A 14,267-nucleotide genomic window follows, 5' to 3' on the forward strand; every position below is an offset into this window, starting at 1 on the left:
ACCCGCCTCAATGGCGGGTCCGGCTCGCTTTCTGCGTACTGAGAATCAGATGGTCTCGGTAACGTCCTCGGCGTCGAAGCGCGGGTTGCGTGCGTACTCGGGCTCAACCGGGGTGCCCAGGTTGACGACCACGATGGAGTGCTTGCCGGTGCCCTCGAAGAACTCCTCATCCACGCCGGCCGGGTTGAAGCCGGTCATGGGGCCGGCGGCCAGGCCTGCGATGCGGGCGGCAATGATGAAGTAGCCCACCTGGATGTGGGAGTTGGCCTTGCCGCTCGTGATGCGCATGTCGTCGTTCTCGTCATACATGCCCTTCATGTGCGGGGCGGCCGGCAGGAACTCGGGGAAGTGCTCGTGCCAGTTCTCGTCGTAGGAGAGGATGGCGGTCAGCGGCGCGTTGCGGGTCTTCTCCTGGTTGCCGCGGCTCATGTGCTTGACCAGGCGCTCGCGGGCCTCGGGGGACTCGACCCAGGTGATGCGCATGGGCTGGGAGTTGAACGCGGTGGGGCCCATCTTGGTGAGCTCGTAGATGGTGCGCTTCTGCTCATCGGTCACGGGGGCGTCCGTGAAGTGGCTCGCGGTGCGGGCATCGCAGAACAAGCGATCCACGGCGTCCTGGTCGATGGCCACGGTCAGATCAGCGGTTGCGGTCTCAGTCATCTAGCGTCCTCTCGTCGTTCTCTCGTTCGGGCACACACGCCGACGACGCACGCGCACCTTCCGAGAAATTGTTTCGTCGGAAAGTATAACTGCGCAGACTGCCGATGTGTTGCGGATGTAAGGAAGGTAACGTCACTGATTGGTCTGATGGCCATTCACCCGTTTGTGACGAAGCACGCCGCGGTGGGTTTTCGGTGGTCACGGGCAGGGTCTAGTTTGGTCGAGTGACTTCCGTCTTCATCCCCGGCATGCTGACCGGGCTGGCCCTCATCGTGGCGATCGGTGCCCAGAACGCGTTCGTTCTGCGGCAAGGCATTCGTCGTCAGCACGTGTGGGCCGTGGTGCTCATCTGCATCGCCTCGGACGTGTTCCTGATCTCCGTGGGAACTGCCGGGATCGGGTTCCTGATTGAACGCGTGCCGTGGTTGCTCGAGATCTTCCGCTGGGGTGGCGTGATTTATCTGGTGGGCTTCGCGATTCAATCGTTCCGCTCGGCCATGAAACCGCAGGGCCTGCAGGCCGCGAAGGAGGGTGGCGGCTCCCTCAAATCCGTGGTGCTCACAACGCTGGCCCTGACCTGGCTGAACCCCCACGTGTATCTGGACACCGTGATCATGCTGGGCAACCTTGCCAATCAGCAGGGCGATCAACGCTGGGTCTTTTCGGCCGGAGCCATTACGGGGTCCGTCATCTGGTTCATCGCGCTGGGGGCAGGTGCCAAGGCACTGTCCCGGGTCTTGAATACCCCGCTGACCTGGCGCATCGTGGACATCATGGTGGGCGTGGTCATGTTGGCTATTGCCTTGAAGCTGGCGTTGAGCCCAGCGGTCTGATCACTCGGACTGGGCCACGGGGTCAAACTGTCCACTTGCACGGCTGCCTAGGCACAGTCGTCAGTCATCCCGGTTCCGCCGCACGGCGGCGCGGGCGGCCTCACGGTTCACGGCACTGATGGCGGACAAGGGAATGCCAGCGGGGCAGACCTCCGCGCATTCACCGTAAACCGAGCACGGCCCGAACTCTTCTTCGGCGGACTCCACGACCCCGCGCGCACGCCGTCCGCGCTCCGGCTTTCCCTGAGGCAGTGTGGCCAGGTGGGTCAGCAGTGAACCGGTGAACAGGTGTGAGGATCCGTTCGGGCACGCCGCAATGCACGCGCCGCAGCCGATGCACGCGGAGAAATCCAGAGCCCGCTCGGCCATGTCGAAGGGGATCTGGCGGGTGTCCGCATCCGGTGCGGTGCCCGCGTCAACGGACACGAATCCACCCGATGCAACCACCCGGTCCATCGCGGAACGGTCCACCACTAGGTCGCGCACCACCGGGAACGCAGAGGACCGGAACGGTTCCATCCGGATGTGCGCGCCGTCTGAGAACGACCTCAGGTGCTGACGACACATGGGTGTGTGCGGCTCCGGTCCGTGAGGGATGCCGTCCACCGTGATGCCACACGTGCCGCAAATTCCCTCGCGACAGTCCGTGTCGAAGGCAATGGGGTCTTCACCCTCCTCGACCAGTTGCGAATTGAGTCGATCCAGCAGCTCCGGCAGGGACATCTCCGCCGCGGCGTCGTCCACCGTGTACGAGACGAATCTGCCGTCGGTTTCGTCGGAGGCTTGCCGCCACACATCAATGGTCAGTTTCACAGTCGGTCTCCTCGCATGCTGCTGGACAACGCGAATCGGAAGCGTTCATGGGCGGACATCACTTGTAGTTCCTGGTCTGCAGCGGAACTGTCTCGAACGACAGTGGTTCCGCGTGCCGTATGGGCGTGCCCGGGTGCTCGGGCGTGCCGGGCACGTGCTCCCACGCGGATACGAACGCCCAGTTCTCGTCATCGCGCTGCGCTTCGCCGCCTTCGGTCTGGTGATCCTCACGGAAGTGCGCGCCGCAGGACTCGTCGCGGTCCAAGGCATCCAGGCACATGAGTTCGGCCATTTCCAGATAGTCGGCCACGCGACCCGCGCGCTCGAGTTCCTGGTTCAGCTGCCGCCCCGTTCCCGGAACTCGCAAGTCATTCCAAAATTCCGAACGCAAGGAGCGGATCTCGTTGAGGGCAGTTTCCAATCCGGACACCGTCCGGGACACTCCACAACCCGTGTACAAAATGTCGCCGAGTCGCCGGTGGAAGTCGTCTGCACCGCGGGTTCCACCGATGGACAGCAGCTGCTCCGTGCGGGCCTTGACGTCGTCGACCGTGGCGCGCACGGCGTCGTCGTCAAGCGACAGGGGAGCGGTCCCGAGATGCGAAGCCAGGAAGTTGGGCACCGAGAACGGGAGGGTGAACCAGCCATCCACGCACGCCGAGAGCAGTGAGTTGGCGCCCAACCGGTTGGCGCCGTGATAGCCCCATCCGGCCTCGCCACCCACGAACAAGCCGGGTACTGAGGTCATCATGTCGTAGTCGCTCCACAGCCCACCCATCGCGAAGTGCGCGCCCGGAGCGATGCGCATGGGCTGGGTGTAGGGGTCCTCACCTGTTGCATCGAAATACATGGAGAACAGGTTTCCGTAGCGCTCCTTGATGGTCGGCTTGCCCAGCCGTTCCATGGCGTCTCGGAAATCCAAGTACACGCTGTTCTTAAGCGGGCCCACGCCGTGGCCCGCCTCGATCTGTTCGCGCGCCGCCCGAGAGGAGATGTCTCGCGGGGACAGGTTGCCGTACGCGGGGTACTTGCGCTCCAGGTAGTAGTCGCGCTCGTCCTCGGGAATCTCGTTGGGTGGGCGGTCGTCACCGGCCCGCGCCGGAACCCAGATGCGTCCGTCATTACGCAGCGACTCACTCATCAGCGTGGTTTTGGACTGCCAGTGCGAACTCACCGGCAACGCGGTCGGATGGAACTGGATGAAGGACGGGGACGCGAAATACGCTCCGCGCCTGTGCGCCCGCCAGGCCGCGGTCACGTTCGAATTGTGCGCGAGCGTCGAGCGGAAATACACGTTGCCGTAGCCGCCCGTGCACAGCACCACGGCGTGAGCGGTCTCCGCCTCGATCTCGCCGGTGTACAAGTTGCGGCACACCACGCCCTGCGCGCGACCGTCCTTGACGATCAGATCCAGCATCTCGCGATGCGTGCGCAGATCCACGCTGCCCGTGCCCACCTGGCGTTGCAGCGCACGGGACGCCGCCACCTGCAGCTGCTGACCCGTCTGGCCACGCGTGTAATAGGTGCGCGAGACCTGCACGCCACCGAACGACCGGGTGCGCAATTGCCCGCCGTACTCTCGGGCGAACGGTGCGCCGATCGCGTCCATATGGTCGATGACGCGCACGGATTCCTCCCCGAGACGGAAACAATCGGCCTCGCGCCCGCGGAAATCCCCGCCCTTCACGGTGTCCTTGACGAACCGCTCGAGTGAATCGTTGTCCACCTTCTTCGCGCGGGCCGCGTTGATACCGCCCTGGGCCGCCACCGAGTGGGCACGGCGGGCGGCGTCGTGGAAGGTATAGACGACGACGTCGTAGCCCAGCTCCCCGAGCGCGGCAGCACATCCCGCCCCGGCCAGTCCCGTACCCACCACGATCACGCGGAACTTACGCCGGTTGAGCGGGCTGACCAGTTTGTAATCGAGTTTCCGGCGAGCCCATGCGGTGGCCGGATCGCCGTCGGGAATGCGGCCGTCCAGGGGTTCGGAGGCGCGGTCGGTCAACGGGGAGCTCATGAAATCAGTCCTGTCAGAACAGCCACGGGAATGGTGATGTTGCCCAGAGCGACCACCAGGGCCACCAGAAGGGCCACCGCGGCCAGAATGTTGCGGGCCTTGGAACCCACGCCGATGCCCAGGTCGTACACCGAACTCACCAGGCCGTGGAGCAGGTGCAGGGCCAGGGCCAGCATGGCCACGATGTAGATCAGAGAGGCCGGCCAGCGGCTGAACGAGTCCACCAGGTTCGAATACGCGTAGGACGATTCGTGCGTGGCGGCTTGGAAGCCGTCCGGGGCCGCGGGGGAGGTGCCCGTGGTCAGATCCAGGATGTGGAAGATCACGAACAGCAACAGCACCACACCGGTGACCAGCATCGATCGGCCGGCGAACACGGAAAGGCCCAGGCCGCGGCGTCGGCGAATGCTGGGCGCGCGGGCACCGCCGCGGGCGCGCCGAGCACGGGATTTCAGAATGAGGGCGCACACGATGTGGGCGATCACGCTGACCAGCAGCACCACGCGCAGGATCCAGAGCAGACCCTCGTAGGGGAGCACGGGGTAGAACGCGTTACGCAGCCAGTGCGCGTACGAATTGAAGGCCTCGGGGCCCTGATAGACCTTGAGGTTGCCGATCATGTGGACCAGGACATAGGCCGAGAAAATCAGACCGGTGATGGCCATGATGTATTTGGCAGCCACGGATGAGAACCGGCTGCGGTGACCGGCGCGCGTGACGGGCGCGGATCCACTCGGACGGGCAGGGGCGGGTGCTGACATGGCGGCTCCAGCTTCGTAGACGGAAGCTGCGGACGCAGCTCCCGGCGACCTCTCACCCCAGCTTATCCGGGGTGTCCTCAGCATTGGGGGTATGGCGCGCTGTATCCACAGGTGCTTTCGTGAGTGACAATGGGGGATGTGAGTGCCGAACGTATGGCGGCGGACGGCCCCGCGGGGGCCCCGACTGCGAACCAGTGCCCGGTGACAGGGCGGAGCGACAGCCAGGATATGGATCAGCGAAAAGCCACCGACGGTGAATGGAACACCGGCATCCCCATCGAGAGGGTGGGTGACGGTTGGCGCATCAGTTCGCTGAACCTTGCACGCCAGGTACTGCGGAACCAGAAGACTCTGCAGGCTGGTTTCCGCGCCGAACAGGTGCGTGCGGGACTGCGCAAGTCACGCCATCCCGTCCTGTTCTCGGACGGCCCGGAGCACCGCGAGCAGCGCTCCATGATCGCTCGCTTCTTCGCGCCCACCACCGTGGACACCACTTACCGCGAGCTCATGGACCGCTACGCCAAAGAGACCTTGGCTGAGCTGGACCGCACCGGGTCGCTCGACCTGGGCGAGGCGGCCATGGGGTACTCCGTTCGGGTGGCCGCGCACATCGTGGGCCTGGACGGCACCGATCCGGACGCCATGGGGCGGCGCCTCATGAAACTTTTCGGCAGCGACGCCGATCCCACCGAGACACCTCGCAACGCTGTGCACAAGGTGTGGTTCACGATCCGCTCGTCCCTGAACAGCCTCCCGGTGGCCACATTCACATGGCACGACGTTCGCCCGGCGGTCAAAGCTCGCAAGAAGGAGCGCCGAGCAGACGTGATCTCGCACCTGCTCGATCAGAATTACACCCTGACGGAAATTGCGACCGAGTGCCTCACCTACGCCGCGGCGGGCATGGTCACCACGCGCGAGTTCATTGCCATGTCTGTGTGGCACTTGCTCGAGAACAAGCCGCTGCAGGAGCGGTTCATGGTGGCGGGTAAGGGTGAGCGATATGCGATCCTGCACGACATCCTGCGCTTGGAACCCGTGGTGGGCCTGCTCTACCGCCGCGCCACCGAGGACATCGAGGTCGAACACGACGGCCAGAGCTACACGATTCCCGCCGGTGACATGATCACGATGTCCGTCAAGGACACCAATGTGGACACCGAGGTCTTCAACCAGCCCCGCGAGGTCTGTCCCGAGCGCAAACTTCCGCGCGGGGCTCGTCCCGAAGGCGCAGCCTTTGGCGACGGTGCCCACCGCTGCCCGGGTCACTTCGTCGCCATCCAGGAGACCGACGTGTTCTTGCGCGAACTATTCAGCCGCGAGGTGGAGCAATTGGCCGCGCCCGAGCTGTTCACTGACGCGTTGATCGCCGGATACAGGGTGGAGGGGCTGCGCGTGGGGCTTTCCTCAGCTGGTCAGAGCGGTGTGCTGAAATAGGGGCATGAAGAAGTACTCCTCGTACACACAGAGCGGCACGGGCCGGCCCGTGGAGGAGTTCACCGCATCCAAGTCCCTGCAGGGGTTCCTGAACAACGCCATTGAGCGCGCGGAGCAGGTCAATCCTCGGTTCGCCGAGCTGTGGCGGGAGATCGCCCGCGTGGCCAACGGGGGCAAGGGTGTGCGGCCGCAACTGCTGCACATGGCCACCCATTCTTATCCGGCCCGTCCCGTGCACCCGGTCATCAACGCCGTGGGTGCAGGGTTCGAATTGCTCCACACCGCCCTGCTCATTCACGACGACGTGATAGACCAGGACGAGCTGCGCCGTCACCAACCCACGGTCAACGCGGCGGCCGAACGGCGCGCGGCGACCCGGATGGCGTTGGGTGCCCGAGCGACGTCGGCGGGGGGAACCGAACACGCGAAACAGTATGGGCGCAGCGTGGGAATCCTGGCCGGTGACCTCGCGCTCACGGGCGCGTACCGGCTGATCGCCACGTCGCATGCGCCGGAATCGCGACTGCTGCGGCTGCTTGCGATCCTGGACGAAGCGGTGTTCCGGTCTGCAGCCGGCGAGTTCCTGGACGTTGAGCACGCCTTGCCCGGTTTGACGGTGTCCAATCAGGAAATCCTACTGGCCACGCGTCTGAAGACCTCCGCGTACTCATTTGAAGCCCCATTGACCGCAGGTGCCGTGCTGGGTGGTGCTCCCGTGGCGGACGTCAACGTGCTCGGCGATGTCGGCCGGGCCATGGGTACGGCCTACCAGCTCGCGGACGATGTCCTGGGCGTTTTCGGCGACCCCGAACGGACCGGCAAGTCGGCTCAATCGGATCTGCGCGAGGGCAAACGGACCATGCTCATCTCCCTCGCCGAACACGGGCCGTACGGACCCAAACTGCGGGAGATTCTGGACCGGGCCGCGGTAGAAGGTCTGAGCGATGAGGACGCCCACGCAGCCAAGGACCTGCTGGAACGCTGCGGTGCCCGCGCCGGCGTGGAGCGCATGGCGGAGCAGGCTGCTCAACGGGCCAAGGACCTGCTGGAAGATTCGCAGCTGCCGACCACGCTCGTGGAGCAGCTGTCGGAGACCACGGACGGCATCGTGCGGCGGACCAAGTAGGTCCACCGCACGATGCACTGCCGCCGGAAGTAAGGCGCCGGCCGGTACCCGAGCCGCTACATCCGCAAGAACGCGCTGGTCGGGTCCTCCACGGCGTCGGCCACGAAGCGCAGGAACCCGCCCGCGGAACCGCCATCGCACACGCGGTGGTCGAAGGCGAGGGTCAGTGTGGTGACCTTGCGGACCGCGAGTTCACCGTTGACGACCCAGGGCTTGTCGATGATGCGTCCGATGCCCAGGATGCCCACCTCGGGGTGGTTAATGATGGGCGTGGCGCCGTCCGTGCCGAACACGCCGTAGTTGTTGAGCGTGAACGTGCTGCCCGACAGCTCCGCTGGGCTCGCCTTGCCGGAACGGGCCACTTCGATGACCTCGCGCATGCGCTGGTTGAGCTCCACGGTGTTGAGCTGATCCGCGTTGCGCAGGTTGGGAACCAGCAGTCCGCGCTCGGATTCCACGGCCAGGCCCAGGTTCACACCGTCGAAGCGCACGATCGAGCGCGTGCCGTCCTCGTGGGTCTCGAGCCGCGAACACAGTTGCGGGAAGGCGCGCAGCCCGGCCAGCGTGAAACGAGCCAGCAGTGCGAGCAGACTCGGCGCGTTCTCCGGGTCCTTGGCCTTGTAGCTCGCGCGCAGATTCAGCAACTCGGTCGCGTCCACATCCACCCAGATGGTGGCCTCGGGAATCTCGGTGCGCGAGCGCGTCATCGCATCGGATATCGCCTTGCGCACGCCCTTGACGGGTTCGCGCTGCGCCACGGCCAGGCCGGTTCGCGAGTCCACATTCTGCCCGTGCGTGCCAGCGACATTCGCCGACGCCGCCGTTTCCGCCCCTGCCTCGCCTGTCCTCTTCCCGCCGCGGGCCGCGCTCGCATGGGGAGGAAGGGTCGAGTGGCCCGGGTCCGCGGCGGTGGCCGGCCACCCCTTGCTGGGCGTGGGCGGAACCGACGTGTGATGCGCCGCTGAGCCGGGAGCTGCCGGCGCGGCCGGAGCCGGGGGAGCGGGAGGTGGCGTCGCGAGACCGGTGGGCGCGGGGCCGGCCGCATCCGAGCGGCGTCGTTGATCGTCCACCTGATCCAGAGCGGCCCGGATATCCTGACGCATGATCAGTCCGCCCGGACCGGTTCCGATGAGCCCGGTGATGTCCACGCCATGCTCCTTGGCGAGCTTGCGCACCAGCGGCGAGATGACCGTGGGGGCCATGCGCGGTGCCGCGGTGAGCGCGTCGTGGGTGTGGGACGCGGCACCGGACTGGCCGGTCGCGGAACCGCCGGACGTGCGCGCGGACTTGCCGCGGCGGCGTCGGCGGGACGAACCACCCGAGGTGGTTCCGTAGCCGATCAGTACGTTGCCGGAGGACTCGTCGGAACTGTCGTCCGCTGACTCCTCGGCGGAGGGCTGCGTTCCCGCGCGCTCCTCCTCGCGGTAGCTCGCGCCCTGGGTGGGTGCGGGAGAGTCCTCGGATTCGGTGGCTGAAGCCTCCGTGGCGGGTGCCGGGGCGTCCTCAGAGGCCGGGGTTTCGGCGCCGTCGGAGACCGAGATCAGCGACTGGCCCACCGTGAGCGTCTCGCCCTCCGCGCCGTGCAACTTGTGGACCGTGCCCTCGAAGGGGCTGGGGATCTCGACCGCTGATTTGGCGGTTTCGACCTCCACGATCGGCTGGTCCATGGCCACGGTGTCACCCTCGGCGACCAGCCAGTGCAGGATGTCCGCCTCGGTGAGACCTTCGCCCAGGTCGGGCAGATGGAACACATTGATGCTCACGGGTCAGTCCTCCCACTGCAGTTCGTCCAGGGTGTCGAGGATCCGCTCGACACTGGGGATGTGATGGTGTTCGAAAGCCGGCGAGGGGTAGGGGATGTCGAATCCCGCGACCCGTAGGACCGGCGCGGCCAGCGAATGGAAGCAGCGCTGCTGGGTGCGCGCCACGATCTCCGAGGCCACGGACGCGAAGCCCTGTGCCTCGGCCACGACCACGGCGCGGCCGGTTTTGCGCACGGATGCGGCGACCGTTTCGTCGTCGTAGGGCACGATGGTGCCCAGGTCGATGACCTCCACGCTCATCCCGTCCTGCGCGGCTTCTTCCGCAGCGGACAAGCACACGGGAACGGACGGGCCGTAGCTGATCAGGGTCGCGTCCGTGCCTTCACGAGCGACGACGGCGTGCCCTTCGCGTTTCGGTGCGGTCCCGTTCGCGTACTGCTCGCGCAATTCGTCCAGGTCGATCTGGGCGGTGGACCAGTACAACCGCTTGGGCTCGAAGAACACCACGGGATCCGGGGAGTCGATGGCCTCGCGCAGCATCAGGTAGGCGTCCGTGACGGAGGCCGGGGTGAAGACCTTCAGGCCCGGGGTGTGGGCGTAGTAGGACTCCGAGGAATCACAGTGGTGCTCCACACCGCCCACGCCGCCGCCGTAGGGAATGCGGATGACCATCTGCATTCCCAGCTTGCCGCGGGTGCGATTGTGCATCTTGGCCACGTGCGAGGCGATCTGCTCGAACGCGGGGTAGGCGAAAGCATCGAACTGCATCTCGACCACCGGGCGCATGCCGTTCATGGCCATGCCCACGGCGGTGCCGATGATCCCGGACTCCGCCAGGGGAGTGTCGAAGCAACGCTCGCGGCCGAACTTGGCGGTCAGGCCGTCGGTGATACGGAAAACGCCGCCGAGGGTTCCCACGTCCTCACCGAAGACCAGCACGCTCGGATCGGTTTCCAGGGCGTCCGCGAGAGCGGTGTTCAGCGCCTTGGCAAAGCTGACTTTCTGGACGCTCATCACGCCTCCTCTCGGGACAGTTCGTCGGCCAGCAGATCGGACTGCTCGCGCAACTGGGTGGTGGGTTCGCTGTAGACGTGGCGGAACAGATCCTGCGGGTCCAGTTCCGGTTTGGTCGCCATGGCTTCGCGCAAGCGCTTGGCCATGTCCTCGGCGTGCGTGGAGATCTGCTCCGACGCGGCGTCGTCCAGGGCGTCCTGATCCGTCAGGTAGCGCTGCATGCGCGTGATCGGATCCTTGGCGACCCATTCGGAGACCTCGTCGCGCTCGCGGTAGCGGGTGTCATCGTCCGCGTTGGTGTGCGCCTGCATGCGGTAGGTCATGGCCTCGACCAGCAGCGGGCCCTTGCCCTGGCGGCACAGGTCGACGCCGCGGCCCAGCACGGAGAGCAGCGCGGCCAGGTCGTTGCCGTCCACGCGCTCGCCGGCCATGCCGTAGCCGACCGCCTTGTGCGCGAGCGTGGGGGCGTGGGTCTGGGAGGACAGCGGCACGGAGATCGCATAACCGTTGTTCTGCACCAGGAACAGGACGGGCAATTGGAATACGGCGGCGAAGTTGAGGGCTTCGTGGAAGTCGCCCTCGGAGGTGGCGCCGTCGCCGCACATCGCCAGGGTGACGGTGTCCTCGCCGCGCAGCTTGGCCGCGTGTGCCACGCCCACTGCGTGCAGGAGCTGGGTGGTGAGCGGGGTGGCCTGGATGCTGACCTTGTACTCGCGCGGATCGAAGCCGCCGTGCCAGTCACCGCGGAACGTGCTCATGACCTCGAGCGGATCCACGCCGCGGGACATCACGGCCACCGAGTCGCGGTAGGTGGGGAACAGCCAGTCGTTGTCGCCCAAGCACATGGCCGCGGCGACCTGGCATGCTTCCTGACCGTGGCTCGAGGGGTAGACGGCCATGCGGCCCTGCCGGACCAACGCCATGTTCTGGTCGTTGATGCGACGACCCACCACGAGTTTCTCGTAGGCCTTGAGCAACTGCTCGGTCGAGGGCAAGGGGTACTCGTGACCCGGTTCGGGGCCCTGCTCGCTGTCCGGGACGGGCTGTCCATCCGGGGACAACAGCTGGATCTCGCTGGTTGCCGGAAGCATGTAGGCCTCCGGGGTGATGCCGAAATTCTTGGACGCTTCCACCGCCGGGATCACGGGTGCGGTGTCCTCTGCGGGGGTTTCGTCGACTGCGCCGGGCGCGGTCTCCTGAGCCGCGGCGTTCTCCGGTGATTCCGGTGTCGTGGAGTTCGTCGTGGGGGTTTCGGCTGCGGGATCGCCGCCGGGTGAAGTGGGCTCGCTCATGGCCGACCCCTTCCATGGTTGGTTCAGACGTTTCGTGATCCAAGTATGAGAACTATTGGTCAGTTGTCTCCCCACTTCGGGGATGCACTGGACAAAAGTGCACTCCAGGGACTCATCGTGGACAATATGGTCTGATGTGACGTACGTCATGACGGTTTGTCGGGCGGGTCACGGCGCCCGTTGGACGCTGGCTGGCGGGCCGCGTGGACGTGAAGGTGGCGGGCGTCGTCGTCGTCGGCGAAGTGCGTGGAGAAAGAGGAGCGAGATGGCGGAGAAGCGGCGGGCGGATCTGGATGATACGGATCGGCGGATCCTGGACGAATTGACCCGGGACGCGCGGCAATCGGTCACGGCGCTGGCGAGTCGGGTGCATATTTCGCGTGCGCACGCCTACGAGCGGATCAAGAAGCTCCATGATCAGGGCGTGATTCTGCGGTACACGGCGGTGATCGATCCGGTGCGGGCGGGCCTGGAAGCGTCCGCATACGTGACCGTGCGGCTGAAGCAAAACACGTGGCCATCCCTGTGTGCCAAGCTGCGCCAGATTTCTCAGGTGCAGCACGTGGCACTGGTGGGTGGCACGTTCGATGTGATGCTTCTGGTGCGAGCGAGCGGCACCACGGAACTGCGCGACGTGATCTTCGAGAAAATCCAGCCCATGCCCGAAGTGGTGGACACCCAGACCTTCCTGATCTTTGAGGACGTGGATGCGCGGGGTTAGTTAGGTCGTTTGCGGCGAGTGCTGCTCGCTGATCGACGGTGAAGCCATGCCCGGCCCGGCTCTGCAATCTGGTCGACGATGAAGCCAGAATTCACGAGTTCTAGGGACGCAACGTCGATGGATTTGCAGGGTGCCAGAAATTTGGGTCGTAGCGTTGATCAAAAAGCACGGCTTTCCCTGCCCTGGCCGTTACGTAGATCAGAATCCGGCGCACACAGCAGATCTCCAGGTGTGGGACCACGGAGAGCCGCTGATCAGTGCGATGCTCAGTAGGCGAACTACTGCGCGGCGACGTGTCCGCGCCAGGTCCATCAGAATGAGGGGTTCTCATGAGTGACATCACACGATTGGCGCTGGTCACCGGTGCCACGGGGTATATCGGCGGCAACGTCGCGCAGGAACTCCTTGACCGGGGTTGGCGGGTCAGACTGCTCAGCCGCAGCGCGGACAAGGTCCGCGACCTACCGTGGGGTGACCGCGTGGTAGCGGATGGCCAGGAAGCCGGCCCGGGTCAGGCAGAGGTTGTCGAAGGGGACGCCTCGGATGCCAAGGACATTGCTCGCGCCATGGAAAACGTGGACGCCGCTTGGTACTTGCTCCACTCGATGGGTGACTCGGAGGACTTCGTGGAGGAAGAGAAGTCCATGGCGGACACCTTCGCCACGGCCGCACACAACGCGGGCGTCAACAGGATCATCTACCTGGGCGGGCTGCACCCCGCAGACACTGCCACCGAAGACCTCTCGGATCACCTGCGTTCCCGCGTGGAAGTCGGCAAGGTGCTCATGGATTCCGGTGTTCCGACCGCGGCACTGCAAACCGGTGTGGTGACCGGGGATGGGTCCTCATCCTTCACCATGATCCGCCACCTGTCCGAGCGGCTTCCCGGTGCCATTGCCCCCAAGTGGGTGCGTAATCACATCCACCCGATCGCCGTGGCCGACGTGATGCACTACCTGGTGGGGGCCGCGGACCTGCCCGAGGACGTGAATCGCACCTTCGACGTGGGCGGCCCCGAACCTCTTGAGTACGCCGACATGCTCAAGGAGTACGCAAGCGCGCTGAACAAGATCCCGCGCTTCATGCTGACGGCACCGGTCACCACTCCGGAACTGGCCGCGTACTGGATCGGTCTGGTCACTCCGGTGAAGTCGAATTTGGTGCGCCCGCTCATCGGTAGTCTCCAGCACGACACCGTGGTGCGCGAGCGCGACCTGGACGATTATGTTGGCCCGCCGCCGGGTGGCCACACCTCGTTCCACGATGCCGTACGCGCCGCGGTCAAGAACCTGGACACCTCCCGGTGGAACAAGATTTTCTGGGCGACCACCGCGGGAGTGGCCGCGACCGCCGTCGTCGGATCGCTCGCAACCAAGCCGAACTCGACGTGGTACAAGACCCTGAAGAAGCCCGCGTTCCAGCCGCCCTCGTGGCTGTTCCCCGTCACGTGGACGGCGCTCTATGCAGATATCGCGGCGATCGGCTCGCTGTCGATTGCCGACCTGGGAGAGCAGGGCCGCACCAAGGAACAACGGGCATACGTAGCAGCCCTCGCGACCAACCTGGTGCTCAACGCCGGGTGGAGCATTCTGTTCTTCGACCGCAAGCAGCTGGGCCCCGCAGCCGTAGAATCAATCGCGCTGGCCGCGAGCACGGCGGACTTGGTGCGCCGGTCGGGCAAGGTGTCCATGGAAAAGGGCGTGGTGCTCGCGCCGTACGCCGGGTGGACTGCCTTCGCCGCGGTGCTCACGGGAACCATCCGGGCATTGAACCCGCGCCGGGACTGACACTCGCACGCGCGCTCCGGCACAGCATAGACCCGAGCATCAA

The 14,267-nt window shown here is 65.6% G+C and carries 12 protein-coding genes; 5 read left to right on the forward strand and 7 right to left on the reverse strand.

Features of this window, described 5'->3' with window-relative positions:
* Window positions 1-45: 45 nt before the first annotated feature.
* On the reverse strand, window positions 46-660 hold the full coding sequence (locus CKW39_RS12800; RefSeq protein WP_095798506.1) for a malonic semialdehyde reductase: 615 nt from the start codon (window positions 658-660) through the stop codon (window positions 46-48).
* Between the two features lie 248 nt (window positions 661-908).
* Between CKW39_RS12800 and CKW39_RS12805 the strand changes: the two genes are divergently transcribed.
* Window positions 909-1,493, forward strand: a complete 585-nt coding sequence (locus CKW39_RS12805; protein ID WP_095798559.1) for a LysE/ArgO family amino acid transporter — start codon at window positions 909-911, stop codon at window positions 1,491-1,493.
* A gap of 60 nt (window positions 1,494-1,553) precedes the next feature.
* Here the strand turns inward: CKW39_RS12805 and CKW39_RS12810 are convergent, their stop codons facing one another.
* From CKW39_RS12810 to CKW39_RS12820, 3 genes are read right to left on the reverse strand one after another with little or no spacing between them, the layout of a single operon-like run.
* The gene (locus tag CKW39_RS12810) at window positions 1,554-2,306 is read right to left on the reverse strand and encodes a succinate dehydrogenase/fumarate reductase iron-sulfur subunit (protein WP_095798507.1); all 753 of its coding nucleotides are present in this window, start codon (window positions 2,304-2,306) and stop codon (window positions 1,554-1,556) included.
* A 58-nt stretch (window positions 2,307-2,364) separates the two neighbouring features.
* Window positions 2,365-4,323 carry a fumarate reductase/succinate dehydrogenase flavoprotein subunit gene (locus tag CKW39_RS12815; RefSeq protein WP_095798508.1) on the reverse strand — a complete coding sequence of 653 codons (1,959 nt, stop codon included), beginning with the start codon at window positions 4,321-4,323 and terminating at the stop codon, window positions 2,365-2,367.
* Window positions 4,320-5,084, reverse strand: a complete 765-nt coding sequence (locus CKW39_RS12820) for a succinate dehydrogenase cytochrome b subunit (RefSeq protein ID WP_095798509.1) — start codon at window positions 5,082-5,084, stop codon at window positions 4,320-4,322. Before CKW39_RS12820 ends, CKW39_RS12815 begins: the two co-directional genes overlap by 4 nt.
* Before the next feature lie 228 nt (window positions 5,085-5,312).
* On the opposite strand from CKW39_RS12820, the gene CKW39_RS12825 reads away from it, so the two are divergent.
* A complete protein-coding gene (locus CKW39_RS12825) occupies window positions 5,313-6,521 on the forward strand; it encodes a cytochrome P450 (protein WP_158222950.1) in 1,209 nt (402 codons plus the stop codon).
* A gap of 4 nt (window positions 6,522-6,525) precedes the next feature.
* Window positions 6,526-7,647, forward strand: a complete 1,122-nt coding sequence (locus CKW39_RS12830; RefSeq protein ID WP_095798511.1) for a polyprenyl synthetase family protein — start codon at window positions 6,526-6,528, stop codon at window positions 7,645-7,647.
* Window positions 7,648-7,703: 56 nt separating this feature from the next.
* Here CKW39_RS12830 and CKW39_RS12835 read toward each other — a convergent pair whose 3' ends face one another.
* The 3 genes from CKW39_RS12835 to pdhA are packed head-to-tail and all read right to left on the reverse strand — an operon-like array spanning window position 7,704 to window position 11,716.
* Complete coding sequence (locus CKW39_RS12835; protein WP_095798512.1) at window positions 7,704-9,410, reverse strand: dihydrolipoamide acetyltransferase family protein; 1,707 nt, start codon at window positions 9,408-9,410, stop codon at window positions 7,704-7,706.
* 3 nt (window positions 9,411-9,413) lie between these two features.
* The gene (locus CKW39_RS12840; protein ID WP_095798513.1) at window positions 9,414-10,424 is read right to left on the reverse strand and encodes an alpha-ketoacid dehydrogenase subunit beta; all 1,011 of its coding nucleotides are present in this window, start codon (window positions 10,422-10,424) and stop codon (window positions 9,414-9,416) included.
* On the reverse strand, window positions 10,424-11,716 hold the full coding sequence (gene pdhA / locus CKW39_RS12845; protein ID WP_095798514.1) for a pyruvate dehydrogenase (acetyl-transferring) E1 component subunit alpha: 1,293 nt from the start codon (window positions 11,714-11,716) through the stop codon (window positions 10,424-10,426). Before pdhA ends, CKW39_RS12840 begins: the two co-directional genes overlap by 1 nt.
* 265 nt (window positions 11,717-11,981) lie before the next feature.
* On the opposite strand from pdhA, the gene CKW39_RS12850 reads away from it, so the two are divergent.
* Window positions 11,982-12,437, forward strand: a complete 456-nt coding sequence (locus tag CKW39_RS12850) for an Lrp/AsnC family transcriptional regulator (RefSeq protein WP_095798515.1) — start codon at window positions 11,982-11,984, stop codon at window positions 12,435-12,437.
* Window positions 12,438-12,766: 329 nt separating this feature from the next.
* Window positions 12,767-14,224, forward strand: coding sequence for a tryptophan-rich sensory protein (locus tag CKW39_RS12855; RefSeq protein ID WP_095798516.1), 1,458 nt, complete (start codon window positions 12,767-12,769; stop codon window positions 14,222-14,224).
* Window positions 14,225-14,267 lie beyond the last annotated feature (43 nt).

The sequence above is a fragment of the Kocuria sp. WRN011 genome (assembly GCF_002295155.1).
In the GTDB taxonomy this organism is placed as follows: Bacteria; Actinomycetota; Actinomycetes; order Actinomycetales; family Micrococcaceae; genus Kocuria; species Kocuria carniphila.